Consider the following 15,841-nt stretch of genomic DNA (forward strand, 5'->3'; position numbering starts at 1 on the left):
AATTAAGGAAAACGATAAACAATCGCGTTGATGTTCATTCCGGCTCCTACCGAAGTGAAGACGATGTTCCCTTTTTCTTTGAACGACTGACCTTTCATTTTTCCTTTAATGATCAGATCGAACATGGTAGGAATTGTCGCAACGGAAGAATTTCCTAAATATTGAATGGTCATTGGCGACACGGCGTGATCGTAATCTGTTCTGCCGTAGAGTTTAAACAGGCGGGAGATCATGGCATAATCCATTTTGGCATTTGCCTGGTGAATTAAGATTTTATCGATATCGTCGATGGTTAAATTTGCTTTGTCAATGGTTTCTTTAATCGCATCAGGAACATTTTTAAGGGCATATTCGTAGATTTTTCTACCGTGCATTCTGATGTATAAAGGTTTGCGGTCTTCGTCTTTTTTTAAGGAAGGTGCATTTTCGAGATAGTTTAATTCCGGTCCGTTATCACAAATGGTTGAATCAGCAATAATTCCCACGGTTTCATCGTCTGTAGCTTGTACCACGACCGCTCCGGCACCATCGGCAAAAATCATTTTGTTGCGGTCAAACGCGTCGGTTACCCGGCTTAGGGTTTCAGATCCTACCACCAGTATTAATTTTGCTTTTTTAGCTTTGATAAGCGTATCTGCCAAAATCATGGCTTCTACCCAACCGGGACAGCCAAAAATCATGTCGTAATTTACGGTTCTTCTGTTTTTAATGTTGAGTTTGTTTTTCACTCTGGAAGACATCGAGGGCATGAAGTTGGTCATTCCGTTATGGTCAACTTCACCAAAATTACTGGCGTAAATAATATAGTCTAAATCTTCCTGGTCTATTTTTGCGTCAGCGATGGCTTCTTTTGCCGCGTGGTATCCCAAATCAGAGTTAAATTCATCTTCTTCTAAGTAACGTCTTTCTTCGATTTCTGTAATTTCTACAAATTTCTGAATGACTTCTTCGTTGGGTTTATCGATTTTTTCACCTTCGTCCGTGTAAAAAACAGAGTCCATGAAGTATTCTTTTCCGATTACCTTTGTAGGAATGTAACTTCCTGATCCGATTATGATTGTATTGGGCATATAATGATATGAAAAATTTAGTGCAAATTTAAGAATTATTATTGTACCGTAGTAAAACAAAATTATTATTAAATTTGCAAAAGTTTTTTCACCACAATATTTTATATGAAAATGAGTCCATCTACCAAAGGTTTAATTATATCAGTCATTACTGTATTGGTCGCCTTCGGGATTTATAATTTCTTTTTAGCGAAAAAAAATTATTACCTGGTGGATAATCCCACCGTAAACACCTTTTATTTTAATATTAATAATGGCGCTGAAAACATTATTTCAGCAGGTCAGAAAGTGCATGTTGATTTAAAGAAAGGCAAAAACGAGATTAAAGTTTTTGACGGTCAGAAAAAGTTGCTGTATGATTCAGGTTTTGTAGTGAATAAAAACCGGGGCCTGCTGAATATCGCTCACCAGGATTATTATATCAACGAACAGTTTTATGGTTATGGATTAAATAAGGATTCTTTGATCGCTGCCCGAAAACAAACCAATATCGACGGGAAATTATATCTGAACGCTCCCGTTCATTTTAATAAATTATATACCGATGCTTTTTATTACAATATCGACGAAAAGTACGATGAAGTAATCAAAAATATCCAGAAAGTAGAATCCAGAACAAAGATTTTCCGCAAAGAAGATTTTTTGAATTATTATAAAGAATATTATCAATTTAAATAAGATACATTGAACCAAGTTACCCCTTACAATACCGAAGCCGGCAAGAAAAAAGAAGTCGAAGATATGTTCGACAATATCGCACCGAAATATGATCTGCTGAATCATGTGCTCTCTATGAAAATTGATGTTTTATGGAGAAATACCCTGGTGAAATGGATGAATGCTGATCAGCCGAAAGAGGTTTTGGATGTGGCCACCGGAACCGGAGATTTAGCAATCGCAGTGCAGAAAGGAACCGGCGCGAAAATGATTGGTTTAGATTTATCTCAACAAATGCTGAATGTAGGTATTGAAAAAATCAAAAAGATTAATTTAACCGAACAAATCGAAATGATCAAAGGAGATGCAGAAAATCTTCCTTTTGAAAGCAATAAATTCGATGCGGTTTCCGTTGCATTTGGAGTGCGTAATTTCGAGAATTTAGAAAAAGGGCTGTCAGAATTGAAAAGGGTAGTGAAAGAGGATAAAAGCGTTTATATCCTGGAGTTTTCCAAAGTAGAAGGTTTTTTGGCTCCATTTTATATGTTTTATTTTAAAAACATTTTGCCTCAAATTGGTAAATTGGTTTCAAAAGATAATCGCGCGTACACCTATCTGCCGGATTCTGTAAATGCTTTTCCTTTTGGAGAAAAAATGAAAACCATTTTATTAGATGTTGGATTTCGAAAAGTAGAATACAAAAAACTAAGTTTAGGAATCGCAACCATTTATAAGGCCACTAAATAATAATATGTTGAAAAACTTTTTTAAAACGAGCACCGTTGCTGCCCTTTTTTTTGCAACATTTACCAATGCGCAGTTGTTCCGCACCAAAGACAGGATGGATCATCTGGAAGGATTTGATGAGCAGAAATTCAGTTATGGATTTTATCTAGCTGCGAATAATTTCGATTACAAATTGGTTCTTGATCCAAAATTCGGGATGAATGGGCAAAAGAATTTGGTACAGACCAAATCTGCCTATAGTTTCGGCGCCGGTTTAATTGGAAAGTTACGGTTAAGCGATTATTTTGATTTAAGAATAGAACCGGGTCTGCAGTTCGTGGAACGTGAAATTCATTTCGATACCCAGTCCAACGATCAGTTTGCGGCAGGAACGCCGGCCAACCAAGCTTTTGCGCCGAGAGTTTTAACGGATGCCGATAAATTAAGAACTGTAAAGTCAACTTATGTAGATATTCCGCTATTGATAGAGGTTCACGGCGACCGTTGGTACAATTCCCGACCTTATGCCGCCACCGGGGTCAACTGGATGATGAATTTACAATCCAACAGCAAGGCAGAAGATGACAATCAGCATGGGATTTTCCGTACAACGGCGAGTAATTTAGCCTGGTCAGCAGAAGTGGGAATTCAGTTCTATTTCAGCAGGTTTAAACTGACTCCGGGCTTCAGAGGAACCTTTATGATCAATAACGAATCTGTGGCAGATAATGCCGAAACGCCGCCTTATTGGACCTCCGCAATTTCTAGTGCAAAAACCAGAGCGTTCATGTTTGTACTGAAATTTGAATAAAAACGGGACGGTTTTTTAATAACAGGGAGAAGGTTCTAAGGCTTTCTCTTTTTTTATTTTGTAATTTCTAAAATTAGTACTGAATAAGTTATACTTTCAAATTAATTTTTTATATTTTTGCTACAGAGTTAGAATAAATTAACCTGGAGAAATGCTCAAAGATTTAGAAAATAATTTTTCGCTTTTAGAAAAGAAGATTTTGGCAGTAAAAAAAAATTACGAGAATCTTACCGAAAAATATTCAGAATTAAATCAGGAGCATGAAGAGCTGAAGATGAAATACGAAGAGGAAAGAAAAAGAAACCAGGTTTTAGCAGAAGAACAAAAAGATATAAAACTTTATTCAGCAATATCAGGAAATCCAGACCATAACCGATTGATGAAAAACCATATCAACCGGTTGATCAAAGAAGTGGATTATTGTATTGCAGAACTTCAAAACAGTGGATTGTAATGGATGTAAGAAGAATAACCATCACCATTGCCGGTAGAAGTTATCCGCTGAATGTACCCTCCGCCGAAGAAGAAACTTTGCGCAAAGTCGGGAAACAGATTGAAGCGATGATTAAAGATTTTGAACAGAATTTTGACGTTAGAGATAAACAGGATGCCTTGGCGATGTGTTGCTTAAAATTAGGAACCAACGCTGAAGTGGCACAAATCAACAACGATAAAAACATAAAAGATTCCACGGATCGGCTGAAGAATATCAACCAATTTCTGGAAGAGTTGGAAAAGTAGATTTTTCTTTTTCAATCAACGACTGCCTACAATAGTTCTAACACATTACAGGTAAACTCAACGCAAAACTATTACCGAACGAAAGTTTATTTAATGGCGTGCCGACATGCTCGGATTACAGAAAATAAAAAACAGTTCAAATCGTGTTGATTAGGAGTTTACTCTAAATCCGTGAACTGTTGTAGGTTTTTTTTTAACCCATAATCAAGGTCGAAGAGGTTTCAAATTGAAATGATTTTGAAGCTAACTGCTTGATTTTTAACGAACTTAATATTAAACTAAACATATATGACAACAATCACCATTATTATTATCGGTATTGTTTGCTTGGTTGTAGGAGCGGTAATTGGAATGGTTTTTTCCAAAAGTGCTCTTAACACGAAAGCGAAATTCATCGTAGAAGATGCAAAGAAAAACGCCGAGAACCTTATAGAAAAAGCCACCGTACAGGCAGAATCCATTAAGAAAGAAAAGCATTTTCAGGCCAAGGAGAAATTCATGGAACTGAAATCGCAACATGATGCAGACATTCAGTCCAGAGAAAGAAAAATGCAGGATTCTGAAAAAAGAATCAAAGACAAAGAGCAAAAACTCAGCGATGAACTGAGCAAGACAGGCAAACTGGAAAAAGACCTGGACCGTCAAATTGCTGACTACAGTAAAAAACACGAAATCCTTGAAAGAAAACAACAGGAATTAGACGCCGTCACTGCACAGAAAGTAGAAATCCTGGAAAGAATCTCCGGATATTCTGCCGAAGATGCGAAGAACGAACTGGTAGAAGCTTTGAAAGCGGAAGCCAAAACAAAAGCGCAGGCTCATGTTCAGAACATTATGGCGGAAGCTCAGCTTAACGCGAAACAGGAAGCTAAAAAAATCGTTATTCAGACCATTCAGAGAATCGGTACAGAACAGGCCATCGAAAATTCGGTTTCTGTATTCAATATCGAATCTGATGAAGTTAAAGGAAGAATTATTGGTAGAGAAGGAAGAAATATCCGTGCTTTAGAAGCGGCTACAGGAGTTGAAATCATTGTTGATGATACGCCGGAAGCCATTTTGCTTTCCTGCTTCGATCCGGTAAGAAGAGAGATCGCAAGACTTTCCCTTCACCGTTTGGTAACTGATGGTCGGATTCACCCTGCAAGAATTGAAGAAGTAGTTGATAAAACCAAAAAAATGATTGAAGAGGAAATCATTGAAGTTGGTAAAAGAACAGTGATCGATTTAGGAGTTCACGGACTTCACCCTGAACTGGTAAAAATCGTGGGTAGAATGAAATTCCGTTCTTCTTACGGACAGAATTTATTGCAGCACTCGAGAGAAGTTGCGAATATCGCCGGAACAATGGCAGCAGAATTGGGACTTAACGTTAAGTTAGCGAAAAGAGCCGGTTTGCTTCACGATATCGGAAAAGTACCGGAACAGGAATCAGAATTGCCACACGCCCTTTTGGGAATGCAGTGGGCAGAGAAATACGGTGAGAATCCGGAAGTTGTCAACGCCATTGGGGCTCACCACGATGAGGTTGAAATGACCACCTTATTATCGCCGATCATTCAGGTTGCCGATGCGATTTCCGGAGCAAGACCGGGCGCAAGAAGACAGGTTTTGGAATCTTATATCCAAAGACTAAAAGACCTGGAAGCAGCAGCTCTAAGTTTCGACGGTGTTTCAAGCGCATATGCAATCCAGGCGGGTAGAGAACTTCGGGTAATGGTAGAAAGCGGAAAAGTGAGCGATGACCAATCAGCACAGCTTTCTTACGATATCTCAGAGAAGATTCAAAACGAATTAACTTATCCGGGACAAGTTCGTGTAACGGTAATCCGTGAAACCAGAGCGGTGAATATTGCGCGATAAATTTCGTATTAATGATATACAAAACTCCTTTCAGTGATGAAAGGAGTTTTTTTGTGATTAAAATTTATGATAGAGCCTTGAGTTTGTCCATTAATTTTCATTCGCTGCTCATGCATTACTCATGAACTATCCATGAACTATCCATGAAGATTCTGTGTTGATTTCCAAATAAAATATTTATTTTTTTTTGTAAATTTGTTTTTCAAGTCAGTCAAGAACTAGACTCTGTAGCGTGTTAAACCATTTGTGTTTGCACGCTATTTTTTGTTTGATATTCTTTGTCATATTCTGTTTCGTTTTTAAATAATAGGTAAATTAATTCTAAAAGTTTTCTTTGTATTGTTACCAAAGCTTTCATTTTTATACCATGTTTTGAAACTAATCTTGCATAGATATTTCTAAAATTATCATCCCATTTTACCGCAGCTAAAGCTGGTAAGTGAAGTGATTTTCGCAGATTCCTATTTCCCTTTTAGATATTCTCGGCTTGCCTTTTACGGATGTTCCTGATTGCTTTTCTATTACATCAAGACCTGCATAACTCGATAATTGAGATTTGTTCCTAATGAGTTCAAAACCGTTTGTTTCCGCTAAAACGATTACCGCTGTTAAATCTCCGATTCCCGGAATCGTTGTAACTCGTCCTATAATTTGCTTTATTTTCGGATGAAGATCTACAATCGATTTAATATCATTTTTAATTTCTTTCTCTTGTGTATTTAAAAATCTGATACGCAACTGCATTCTATCTAAACTTTTTAAATTAGGCTCTGCTTCAGTCTTTTCAGCATGAATTTGATTTTTAATAATACTTCTTTCCAGAACGATCTGGTCTCTTTCCCGAGTCAACTGTTGAAGTTCTTTATAGGCTTTTTCTGGTCTTTTCCACGCTTCTAATTTTCGTTCCAATCCAAATTGAGAAATGGCTTGAGAACAACTCTTGTCTGTTATCGTTTTCACCTCCAAAGTTCTCATGTAATTGCTAATCTTGTTGGGTAAAACAACACTAACATTGTACTTGTTTTCTTCAAGATAATAGGCGAATTTTTGGTGATAAACTCCTGTCGCTTCCATCACATAATTAACTACGACATCTTGGTTTCTTAATTTATTAATCCACTCAACCAACAATCTCATACCATTATCAGTATTTTTAAAAACTTTGTATGTAGATAAATCAATTGAAAAATCTTCAAATAAACATCCGAAAGTAACCACTAATTCTTTCTGTGCGACATCAATCCCTGCCACTTGTTTCAATACTTTTTTCATCATTATTTTTTAACTTATTTTAAAAGTGATGAATCTTCCTTCGTCTTTTCTCCTGGTTGGATATTCTGGATATTAAGCTCTGCCTAATTCCTTACATTCTGTTCAGACTCTAAAAGATAAATAAGAATGAGGTGTTTTCTTCATGTGAATATGTCTCTATGAACTATTTAGTATCAATTTCACTCTCATTCTTACTCACTTTATGTTGCAAAAGTAATCATACAAATTATTCAGTGTTACACCTTTGCAAACATAGGAGTATCCATGAAGATTCTGTGTTGATTTCCAAATAAAATATTTATTTTTTTTTGTAAATTTGTTTTTCAAGTCAGTCAAGAACTAGACTCTGTAGCGTGTTAAACCATTTGTGTTTGCACGCTATTTTTTGTTTGATATTCTTTGTCATATTCTGTTTCGTTTTTAAATAATAGGTAAATTAATTCTAAAAGTTTTCTTTGTATTGTTACCAAAGCTTTCATTTTTATACCATGTTTTGAAACTAATCTTGCATAGATATTTCTAAAATTATCATCCCATTTTACCGCAGCTAAAGCTGGTAAGTGAAGTGATTTTCGCAGATTCCTATTTCCCTTTTTAGATATTCTCGGCTTGCCTTTTACGGATGTTCCTGATTGCTTTTCTATTACATCAAGACCTGCATAACTCGATAATTGAGATTTGTTCCTAATGAGTTCAAAACCATTTGTTTCCGCTAAAACGATTACCGCTGTTAAATCTCCGATTCCCGGAATCGTTGTAACTCGTCCTATAATTTGTTTTATTTTCGGATGAAGATCTACAATCGATTTAATATCATTTTTAATTTCTTTCTCTTGTGTATTTAAAAATCTGATACGCAACTGCATTCTATCTAAACTTTTTAAATTAGGCTCTGCTTCAGTCTTTTCAGCATGAATTTGATTTTTAATAATACTTCTTTCCAGAACGATCTGGTCTCTTTCCCGAGTCAACTGTTGAAGTTCTTTATAGGCTTTTTCTGGTCTTTTCCACGCTTCTAATTTTCGTTCCAATCCAAATTGAGAAATGGCTTGAGAACAACTCTTGTCTGTTATCGTTTTCACCTCCAAAGTTCTCATGTAATTGCTAATCTTGTTGGGTAAAACAACACTAACATTGTACTTGTTTTCTTCAAGATAATAGGCGAATTTTTGGTGATAAACTCCTGTCGCTTCCATCACATAATTAACTACGACATCTTGGTTTCTTAATTTATTAATCCACTCAACCAACAATCTCATACCATTATCAGTATTTTTAAAAACTTTGTATGCAGATAAATCAATTGAAAAATCTTCAAATAAACATCCGAAAGTAACCACTAATTCTTTCTGTGCGACATCAATCCCTGCCACTTGTTTCAATACTTTTTTCATCATTATTTTTTAACTTATTTTAAAAGTGATGAATCTTCCTTCGTCTTTTCTCCTGGTTGGATATTCTGGATATTAAGCTCTGCCTAATTCCTTACATTCTGTTCAGACTCTAAAAGATAAATAAGAATGAGGTGTTTTCTTCATGTGAATATGTCTCTATGAACTATTTAGTATCAATTTCACTCTCATTCTTACTCACTTTATGTTGCAAAAGTAATCATACGAATTATTCAGTGTTACACCTTTGCAAACATAGGAGCATCTATGAAGCATCGAGGCAACCTCAGAGAAGGTAGTATTGAAAGAGACCGCTGCTGAGAGGATGCTTTAAAATGGCTGTATTATGGTTTTCATGTGGTTGGGTTTGGGGTTTTTAAGGTTCAGGTTACCACTGTTTGGCTTGTATCGTTAAAACAGGATTTATTGAGTAATCTGTATAGTTATTTCAGGACGAGTCTGGAAATTTGTAAAAACAGCATTCCCAAGTCAGCTCCTGGTAATCCCCGGTCATCCCCTGGGTTTCCCCCACGATAAAGCATGAGAAAGGCATTTACTGACAATCGGATATTCGGTTGTTTTTGGCAAATCCACCGGTTTTCGGCAAAAACAGCCTTATGGACGCGAATATATGTTTGGTTGTAATTTAAATACCATTGAGGCAGGTGAGTGATTGAATTTTTTGGCTCACGGATTTTATTTTTGAGTATTGTTTGCGAAATATTTGGGCATAAAAAAGCCTCCTGATTATGGACAAGAGGCGACCCAAATGTTTTCACAACGGAATAATCCTTATTGTGAATTGCTTTCAAAGTTCAAATATAAAAAATATTTTTTTAATACAATTACGGTTTCCCGTATTGTAGTGAATTTTTTATGTATTAGCTTTATATACTATAATAAAATTGGCAATTATGAAGAAAAATATACTTGGACTAGACTTAGGCACGAACTCAATAGGGTGGGCGTTGGTACAACAAGATTTTGAAAATAAAACCGGAAATATTCTCGGCATGGGTGCCAGGATAATTCCGATGACTCAGGATGTGATGGATAATTTTGGTGGTGGAAAACCAACTTCAACTCAAACTGCTGAAAGAACAGGTTATAGAGGTGTAAGAAGACTTCGGGAAAGATTTTTATTAAGAAGAGAAAGGCTTCACCGGGTTTTAAATATTTTAGATTTTTTACCGGAACATTATGCCGCTCAGATTGACTTTGAAAAACGCTTTGGGAAATTTAAAAACGATTCTGAGCCGAAATTGGTTTATTATAAAAACGATTTTATTTTCAAGAAATCTTTCGAAGAAATGTTGACGGATTTTAAAAATCATCAACCACAACTTTTAGAAAATAATACAAAAGTTCCTTATGATTGGACGATGTATTATCTCAGAAAAAAAGCACTTTCCCAGAAAATAGAAAAAGAAGAGCTGGCTTGGCTTTTATTGAATTTTAATCAGAAACGTGGTTATTATCAATTGCGCGGTGAAGAGGAAGAAGAAAATCCGAATAAATTAATAGAATTCTATTCTTTAAAAATTATTGATGTAACTGCAGATGAACCGCAAAAAGGGAAATCTGATATTTGGTATTCCTTACAATTAGAAAATGGCTGGGTTTACAGACGTTCGAGTAAAACACCATTGTTTGAATGGAAAAACAAAATAAGAGATTTTATCGTGACAACTGATTTGAATGATGATGGAAGTATAAAAACCGATAAAGATGGAAATGAAAAAAGAAGTTTTCGCGCTCCAAGTGAAAACGACTGGACTTTGGTGAAAAAGAAAACCGAGCAAGAAATCTACAATTCGCATAAAACGGTCGGAACTTATATTTATGAAGCACTTCTTCAAAATCCGAAACAGAAAATCAAAGGGAAATTGGTTCGTACGATTGAACGTAAATTTTATAAAGAAGAATTAAAACAAATTTTAATAAAACAAAAAGAGTTTCATTCTGAATTTCAAAATGATGATTTGTATTTGGATTGTACGCGTGATTTATACAAAAACAATGATGCGCATCAATTGGTTTTAAGCAAAAAAGATTTTGTTCATTTATTTTTAGATGATCTGATTTTCTACCAGCGTCCTTTGAGAAGCCAGAAATCTTCCATTTCCAATTGTACTTTAGAATTTAGAAAACATAAAGACGAAAATGGAGTAGAGCAAACACGATATTTAAAAGTTATTTCGAAATCGAATCCGTATTATCAGGAATTCCGAATTTGGCAATGGATGTACAATCTTTCCATTTATAAAAAAGATGATGAGGGAAATCCTATAACAATAGAATTTCTGAATTCTAATGAAGATTATGAAAACCTTTTTGAATTCTTAAATACTAGAAAAGAAATTGACCAAAAAGCTTTGTTGAAATATTTTAAATTAAATGAAAAAACACATCGATGGAATTATGTAGAAGACAAAAAGTATCCTTGTAATGAAACCAAAACGCTTATTACTAGTAGATTAGAAAAAGTAGAAAGTATTTCTGAAGGTTTTTTAACAAAAGAAATCGAACAGAAATTATGGCATCTCATTTATTCTGTTAATGATAAAATAGAATACGAAAAAGCACTGAAATCATTTGCTCAAAAAAATAATCTGCATGAGATTTCATTTTTTGAAGCATTTAGAAAGTTTCCACCATTTAAAAGTGAATACGGAGCGTTTTCAGAAAAAGCGATTAAAAAATTATTGCCATTAATGCGTTTGGGAAAATATTGGGACGCAAATGAAAGTACAAAAAACGCTTCCACTTATAAAGAAAATATTGATGAATTATTAGGAAACTTGAACCGAAAGGATACGGAAATTTCTAAAAACGACAGAGATAAATGGAAAAAGACCATTAATATAAAACTTCGCGATGAGTTGGAAATGTTTTTAGATGGAGAAGTAGAATCGTTTCAAGGATTACGACTTCATATTGCTCAATATTTGGTTTACGGAAGACATTCTGAAGCATCGATAACTGGAAAATGTAACTCTGCAGATGAATTAGAAGAGTTTTTAAAAGAATTCAAGCAACACTCACTTCGTAATCCGATTGTTGAACAGGTAATTACAGAAACACTTCGTGTCGTAAAAGACATTTGGGCGAAATATGGGAACGGCGCAAAAGATTTCTTTAGTGAAATTCATATCGAACTGGGTAGAGAGATGAAAAATACTGCAGAAGACCGGCTGAAAATAACCAATCTTGTTACCACAAACGAAAATACCAATCTCCGGATTAAAGCATTGTTAGCAGAAATGATGAATGATGGGGAAGTTGAAAATGTTCGCCCTTATTCCCCGATGCAGCAAGAGATTTTAAAAATTTATGAAGACGGTATATTGAATTCTGATATTGAAATTGAAGATGATATATTGAAAATCAGCAAAACTGCGCAACCTGCGCCTTCAGATTTAAAAAGATATAAACTTTGGTTGGAACAGCGATACAAATCACCTTATACAGGGCAAGTTATTCCATTGAACAAGCTTTTCACAACGGAATATGAAATTGAACACATTATTCCTCAAAGTCGCTATTTTGATGATAGTTTCAGCAATAAAGTGATTTGCGAATCGGCGGTAAATAAGTTGAAAGATAATTACATCGGGCTTGGTTTTATTAAACAATTCCACGGGCAAATCGTTGAATGCGGGTTTGGGAAAAATGTGAAAATTTTTGAGGTAGAAGAATACGAGGATTTTGTTAAAAAACATTACGACAAAAACCGTGGCAAAAGAACGAAACTTTTGATGGAAGATATTCCTGAAAAATTCATTGAAAGACAGTTGAATGACACTCGATATATCAGTAAATATATTTCGGGAGTTCTTTCTAATATCGTTAGAGGTGAAAATAACGATGATGAAGTAAATTCTATAAATATTGTTCCCGGAAACGGAAAAATAACAACGCAGTTAAAGCAGGATTGGGGATTAAATGATGTTTGGAATGAATTAATTTTGCCGCGTTTTGAACGAATGAACCAACTAACCAATTCAACTGATTTTACGGCTTGGAATGAAAACCATCAGAAATTTTTGCCAACCGTTCCGATTGAACTTTCCAAAGGATTTTCAAAGAAAAGGATCGATCATCGCCATCACGCAATTGATGCTTTGGTAATTGCTTGCGCGACGAAAGAGCATGTGAATTTTATGAATAATGAGCACGCATTAAGGAAAGGAAAAACTAAAGATGAGAAGCAAAATATTCGCTATGATCTGCGAAAAAATCTTTGTTATAAAAAATATAATGGTGAGTCAAAAGAAAACTATAAATGGATATTTAATAAACCTTGGGATGATTTCACAATAGATACAAAACACCACTTAGAAACCATTACTGTAAGTTTCAAACAAAATCTTCGTGTTATCAATAAAGCTACCAATTATTATGAGAAATATGTGGAAAAAGAAAACGTTAAAGCCAAAGAAAGAGTAGAGCAGACGGGAACGAACTGGGCAATCAGAAAATCAATGCATAAAGAAACTGTTTCTGGAAAAGTGGATTTACCTTGGGTGAAAGTTCCGAAAGGAAAGATTCTTACAGCGACAAGAAAAAATCTGGATGCATCATTTGATTTAAAAAGTATTAACTCAATAACAGATACCGGAATTCAGAAAATTCTTACAAACTATCTCGTATACAAAGAAAACAATCCTGAATTGGCTTTTTCACCTGAAGGAATTGAAGATATGAATAAAAATATCGAAAAGTTCAATGATGGGAAACCACATCAACCTATTTACAAAGTAAGAGTTTTTGAAATGGGAAGTAAATTTTCTCTTGGACAAACGGGAAATAAAAAGGATAAATATGTTGAAGCAGCAAAAGGTACCAATTTGTTTTTTGCCGTTTATCAAGATAAAAATGGGAAAAGGTCTTACACAACAATTCCTTTGAATGAAGTGATCGAAAGACAGAAGCAAGGATTAAGTTCTGTTCTTGCGACCAATGAAAAAGGTGATTCTTTGCTATTTAATCTTTCTCCAAATGATTTAGTTTATATTCCTACAGAGGACGAAATAGAAAATGTTATCAATATTGACTTTCAAAATATTTCAAAGGAGAAATCAAAAAACATTTATAAGACTGTAAGCTTTTCAGGCTCTCAAATATTTTTTGTGAAGCAAGATGTTGCTTCATCCATCGTAAATAAAGCAGAGTTTTCAACTTTAAACAAAATGGAAAGAGCTATTGATGGGACAATGATTAAAGACAATTGTATCAAACTGAATATCGACCGTTTGGGAAACATTTCAAAAGCTTAAAAAATGAACCGTTCAGACTTCATAAAATCATTAGGCTTAGGAATGGGAGGTATCATACTTCCCAAAACCTCCTTTTTTACTACACAGTTGGTTAAAATATATGATAACTATATTCGCGGCATTCAGTTCTATGATTTTAAGAAAATTGCAGAATTAATAAGGGAAGGAGACGAGGCTGTTCTAAAAAGAGATTCAGAAAATATTCACGATGCTTTTGCTACAGAAGTACGTTTTAAAGAATATAAATTAGGTTACATCGCAGCTTATGAAAATGTTGTTTTAGCCAATATGCTGAATCAAAATATTAGTTTGATTGGCAAAATCAGTAGAATTGATTTGAATTCTTATGATAATAAAGTTGCAATTGAAATATATGCTGAAGTGGTAATTCCATCAGAGAAACTAATTACAATGATGGGTTCTGAAAATAGATCTGATGATGCGATAGATTTATACCGAAATAATTATTAAACCTAATTATGATCACCCGCTCCATCTACATCGGCAATTCCGCATACCTCAAACTCAAAGACGAGCAGATGTATATTCTTTGTCCAGAAACCAAAGAAGTGAAAGGCAAAATTCCGGTGGAGGATTTGGGTTTGCTGATGTTAGATCACTTTCAGATTACCATTTCCCATCAGCTTATTCAGAAAATGATGGGAAATAATGTGGTGATCATCAGTTGCGATGCGCACCATTTGCCCCACGGCATCATGTTACCACTGTACGGACATTCCCAACATTCAGACCGGGTCAAAGATCAGCTGGAAGCCAGTGAACCGCTGAAAAAACAACTCTGGAAGCAAACCGTAGAATGCAAAATTGAAAACCAAAAGGAAGTTTTAGTCCGTTTAGGAAATTATCATGAACCCATGACCGGTTATCAAAACAATGTCAAAAGCGGCGATATTACCAATATGGAAGGCATCGCCGCACAACATTACTGGAAATACCTCATCAGTTTAGATTTTCTTCGCCAGCGGTTTGGTGAGTCGCCGAACCCGTTTTTCAATTTCGGATATGCGGTTTTGCGCAGTATTGTAGCACGTGCGATTGTAGAAACGGGTTTGCTTCCGGTTTTAGGGATTTTTCACAAAAATAAATACAATCCCTATTGTTTAGCAGATGATTTGATGGAGCCTTACCGTCCTTTTGTAGATCTGTTGGTGATGGATTGGCTGACGAAAAATCCCGATTCAGAAAAGTTGACCAAAGAATTTAAAGCGCATCTCCTGCAGATTGCAACCAAAGATGTGTTGATCGACGGGAACAGAAGGCCATTAATGATCGCCGTAAAAACAACCGTTACCTCGCTTTACAAATGCTATACGGGAGAAAAACGGGTGATTGCTTATCCGGAATTAATATGAATGCCGAGAGGTTTAATGCCTACCGAATTATGTGGGTTTTAGTTTTATACGATTTACCGACCGAAACCAAAGCCAATATGAAAGACGCGAACCGCTTTCGTAAAGGTTTGCTGGATGATGGTTTTGCGCTCTTTCAGTTTTCCATGTATATGAGGCATTGCCCGAGCCGTGAAAATGCTGAGGTACATATTAAAAGGGTAAAATTTATGCTTCCAAAAGCCGGTAAAGTTGCCATTATGTGCATTACCGATAAGCAGTTTGGTGATATTGAAATCTTTTTTGCCAGAAATAAAGAAGAACCGCCGCCAATGTACCAGCAACTCGAATTATTCTGATTTATTCATATGGAAAAATAACATAAAAAATTGACTGTCAGTTATTTATATTGATTGTTTTTCGTAACTTATTGGTAGCTAACTTAATAAGTTACAATGAAAAAAATACTCCACAAACATTTCTTACCATCAATGGCAATTGGTTCACTATTATTAGAGCAAATGGGCAAATGTGGAAAATTTCGATCTTCTTCTTTCCAAATTGCGGAAAAAAATCAGATTAAAGAGAAACCAAAACACGGAGCCAAGTTTAGAAATGATGGACAGCCAGCATGTAAAATGGGAAAACAAGATGGGGTAGCATTATGAACTCGTAATGGAAA

Annotated in this window: 15 protein-coding genes; 11 read left to right on the forward strand and 4 right to left on the reverse strand. The window is 35.2% G+C overall.

Annotated elements, in window-relative coordinates; genetic code table 11:
• Positions 1–2 precede the first annotated feature (2 nt).
• Complete coding sequence (locus tag QGN23_RS13990) at positions 3–1,070, reverse strand: 3-oxoacyl-ACP synthase III family protein (RefSeq protein ID WP_282904859.1); 1,068 nt, start codon at positions 1,068–1,070, stop codon at positions 3–5.
• Between the two features lie 105 nt (positions 1,071–1,175).
• Between QGN23_RS13990 and QGN23_RS13995 the strand changes: the two genes are divergently transcribed.
• The 6 genes from QGN23_RS13995 (at position 1,176) to rny (ending at position 5,868) form a co-directional block, all read left to right on the forward strand.
• Positions 1,176–1,748, forward strand: a complete 573-nt coding sequence (locus QGN23_RS13995; RefSeq protein WP_282904860.1) for a hypothetical protein — start codon at positions 1,176–1,178, stop codon at positions 1,746–1,748.
• A 63-nt stretch (positions 1,749–1,811) separates the two neighbouring features.
• On the forward strand, positions 1,812–2,474 hold the full coding sequence (gene ubiE, locus QGN23_RS14000) for a bifunctional demethylmenaquinone methyltransferase/2-methoxy-6-polyprenyl-1,4-benzoquinol methylase UbiE (protein WP_282906410.1): 663 nt from the start codon (positions 1,812–1,814) through the stop codon (positions 2,472–2,474).
• 4 nt (positions 2,475–2,478) lie between these two features.
• On the forward strand, positions 2,479–3,264 hold the full coding sequence (porT, locus tag QGN23_RS14005; RefSeq protein WP_282904861.1) for a type IX secretion/gliding motility protein PorT/SprT: 786 nt from the start codon (positions 2,479–2,481) through the stop codon (positions 3,262–3,264).
• Positions 3,265–3,415: 151 nt separating this feature from the next.
• Entirely contained in the window at positions 3,416–3,718 is a 303-nt protein-coding gene (locus tag QGN23_RS14010; protein ID WP_282904862.1) for a V-type ATPase subunit a family protein, read from the forward strand.
• Positions 3,718–4,005, forward strand: a complete 288-nt coding sequence (locus tag QGN23_RS14015) for a cell division protein ZapA (protein ID WP_282904863.1) — start codon at positions 3,718–3,720, stop codon at positions 4,003–4,005. The genes QGN23_RS14010 and QGN23_RS14015 overlap by 1 nt, the downstream gene beginning before the upstream one ends.
• Before the next feature lie 288 nt (positions 4,006–4,293).
• Positions 4,294–5,868 (forward strand): ribonuclease Y, encoded by a 1,575-nt coding sequence (gene rny / locus QGN23_RS14020; protein ID WP_282904864.1) that lies wholly within the window; start codon positions 4,294–4,296, stop codon positions 5,866–5,868.
• Positions 5,869–6,294: 426 nt separating this feature from the next.
• Here the strand turns inward: rny and QGN23_RS14025 are convergent, their stop codons facing one another.
• The 3 genes from QGN23_RS14025 to QGN23_RS14035 form a co-directional block, all read right to left on the reverse strand.
• Positions 6,295–7,143 carry a transposase gene (locus tag QGN23_RS14025; protein ID WP_282904865.1) on the reverse strand — a complete coding sequence of 283 codons (849 nt, stop codon included), beginning with the start codon at positions 7,141–7,143 and terminating at the stop codon, positions 6,295–6,297.
• Positions 7,144–7,496: 353 nt separating this feature from the next.
• Positions 7,497–8,537 (reverse strand): IS110 family RNA-guided transposase, encoded by a 1,041-nt coding sequence (locus tag QGN23_RS14030; protein WP_282904866.1) that lies wholly within the window; start codon positions 8,535–8,537, stop codon positions 7,497–7,499.
• 437 nt (positions 8,538–8,974) lie between these two features.
• Positions 8,975–9,343: a hypothetical protein gene (locus tag QGN23_RS14035; protein ID WP_282904867.1), complete on the reverse strand. Its 369-nt coding sequence runs from the start codon at positions 9,341–9,343 to the stop codon at positions 8,975–8,977.
• A gap of 102 nt (positions 9,344–9,445) precedes the next feature.
• On the opposite strand from QGN23_RS14035, the gene cas9 reads away from it, so the two are divergent.
• The 5 genes from cas9 to QGN23_RS14060 all read left to right on the forward strand — a co-directional run bounded on the left by cas9 (position 9,446) and on the right by QGN23_RS14060 (position 15,827).
• Positions 9,446–13,810, forward strand: coding sequence for a type II CRISPR RNA-guided endonuclease Cas9 (cas9, locus tag QGN23_RS14040; RefSeq protein WP_282904868.1), 4,365 nt, complete (start codon positions 9,446–9,448; stop codon positions 13,808–13,810).
• Positions 13,811–13,813: 3 nt separating this feature from the next.
• Positions 13,814–14,281, forward strand: a complete 468-nt coding sequence (locus QGN23_RS14045) for an HIRAN domain-containing protein (RefSeq protein WP_282904869.1) — start codon at positions 13,814–13,816, stop codon at positions 14,279–14,281.
• Positions 14,282–14,289: 8 nt separating this feature from the next.
• A complete protein-coding gene (cas1, locus tag QGN23_RS14050) occupies positions 14,290–15,183 on the forward strand; it encodes a type II CRISPR-associated endonuclease Cas1 (RefSeq protein WP_282904870.1) in 894 nt (297 codons plus the stop codon).
• Complete coding sequence (gene cas2, locus QGN23_RS14055; RefSeq protein ID WP_282904871.1) at positions 15,180–15,518, forward strand: CRISPR-associated endonuclease Cas2; 339 nt, start codon at positions 15,180–15,182, stop codon at positions 15,516–15,518. Before cas1 ends, cas2 begins: the two co-directional genes overlap by 4 nt.
• 96 nt (positions 15,519–15,614) lie before the next feature.
• Positions 15,615–15,827, forward strand: coding sequence for a hypothetical protein (locus tag QGN23_RS14060; protein ID WP_282904872.1), 213 nt, complete (start codon positions 15,615–15,617; stop codon positions 15,825–15,827).
• The last annotated feature ends 14 nt before the right edge of the window (positions 15,828–15,841 follow it).

Origin of the sequence: Chryseobacterium gotjawalense (assembly GCF_030012525.1) — a bacterium.
Lineage (GTDB): Bacteria > Bacteroidota > Bacteroidia > Flavobacteriales > Weeksellaceae > Kaistella > Kaistella gotjawalense.

What these genes read in the sequence shown, in the direction of transcription:
- QGN23_RS13990 (WP_282904859.1), bottom strand. Translation starts at nt 1,070, where the DNA reads ATGCCCAATACAATCATAATCGGATCAGGAAGTTACATTCCTACAAAG.
- QGN23_RS13995 (WP_282904860.1), top strand. Translation starts at nt 1,176, where the DNA reads ATGAAAATGAGTCCATCTACCAAAGGTTTAATTATATCAGTCATTACT.
- ubiE (WP_282906410.1), top strand. Translation starts at nt 1,812, where the DNA reads ATGTTCGACAATATCGCACCGAAATATGATCTGCTGAATCATGTGCTC.
- porT (WP_282904861.1), top strand. Translation starts at nt 2,479, where the DNA reads ATGTTGAAAAACTTTTTTAAAACGAGCACCGTTGCTGCCCTTTTTTTT.
- QGN23_RS14010 (WP_282904862.1), top strand. Translation starts at nt 3,416, where the DNA reads ATGCTCAAAGATTTAGAAAATAATTTTTCGCTTTTAGAAAAGAAGATT.
- QGN23_RS14015 (WP_282904863.1), top strand. Translation starts at nt 3,718, where the DNA reads ATGGATGTAAGAAGAATAACCATCACCATTGCCGGTAGAAGTTATCCG.
- rny (WP_282904864.1), top strand. Translation starts at nt 4,294, where the DNA reads ATGACAACAATCACCATTATTATTATCGGTATTGTTTGCTTGGTTGTA.
- QGN23_RS14025 (WP_282904865.1), bottom strand. Translation starts at nt 7,143, where the DNA reads ATGATGAAAAAAGTATTGAAACAAGTGGCAGGGATTGATGTCGCACAG.
- QGN23_RS14030 (WP_282904866.1), bottom strand. Translation starts at nt 8,537, where the DNA reads ATGATGAAAAAAGTATTGAAACAAGTGGCAGGGATTGATGTCGCACAG.
- cas9 (WP_282904868.1), top strand. Translation starts at nt 9,446, where the DNA reads ATGAAGAAAAATATACTTGGACTAGACTTAGGCACGAACTCAATAGGG.
- QGN23_RS14045 (WP_282904869.1), top strand. Translation starts at nt 13,814, where the DNA reads ATGAACCGTTCAGACTTCATAAAATCATTAGGCTTAGGAATGGGAGGT.
- cas1 (WP_282904870.1), top strand. Translation starts at nt 14,290, where the DNA reads ATGATCACCCGCTCCATCTACATCGGCAATTCCGCATACCTCAAACTC.
- cas2 (WP_282904871.1), top strand. Translation starts at nt 15,180, where the DNA reads ATGAATGCCGAGAGGTTTAATGCCTACCGAATTATGTGGGTTTTAGTT.
- QGN23_RS14060 (WP_282904872.1), top strand. Translation starts at nt 15,615, where the DNA reads ATGAAAAAAATACTCCACAAACATTTCTTACCATCAATGGCAATTGGT.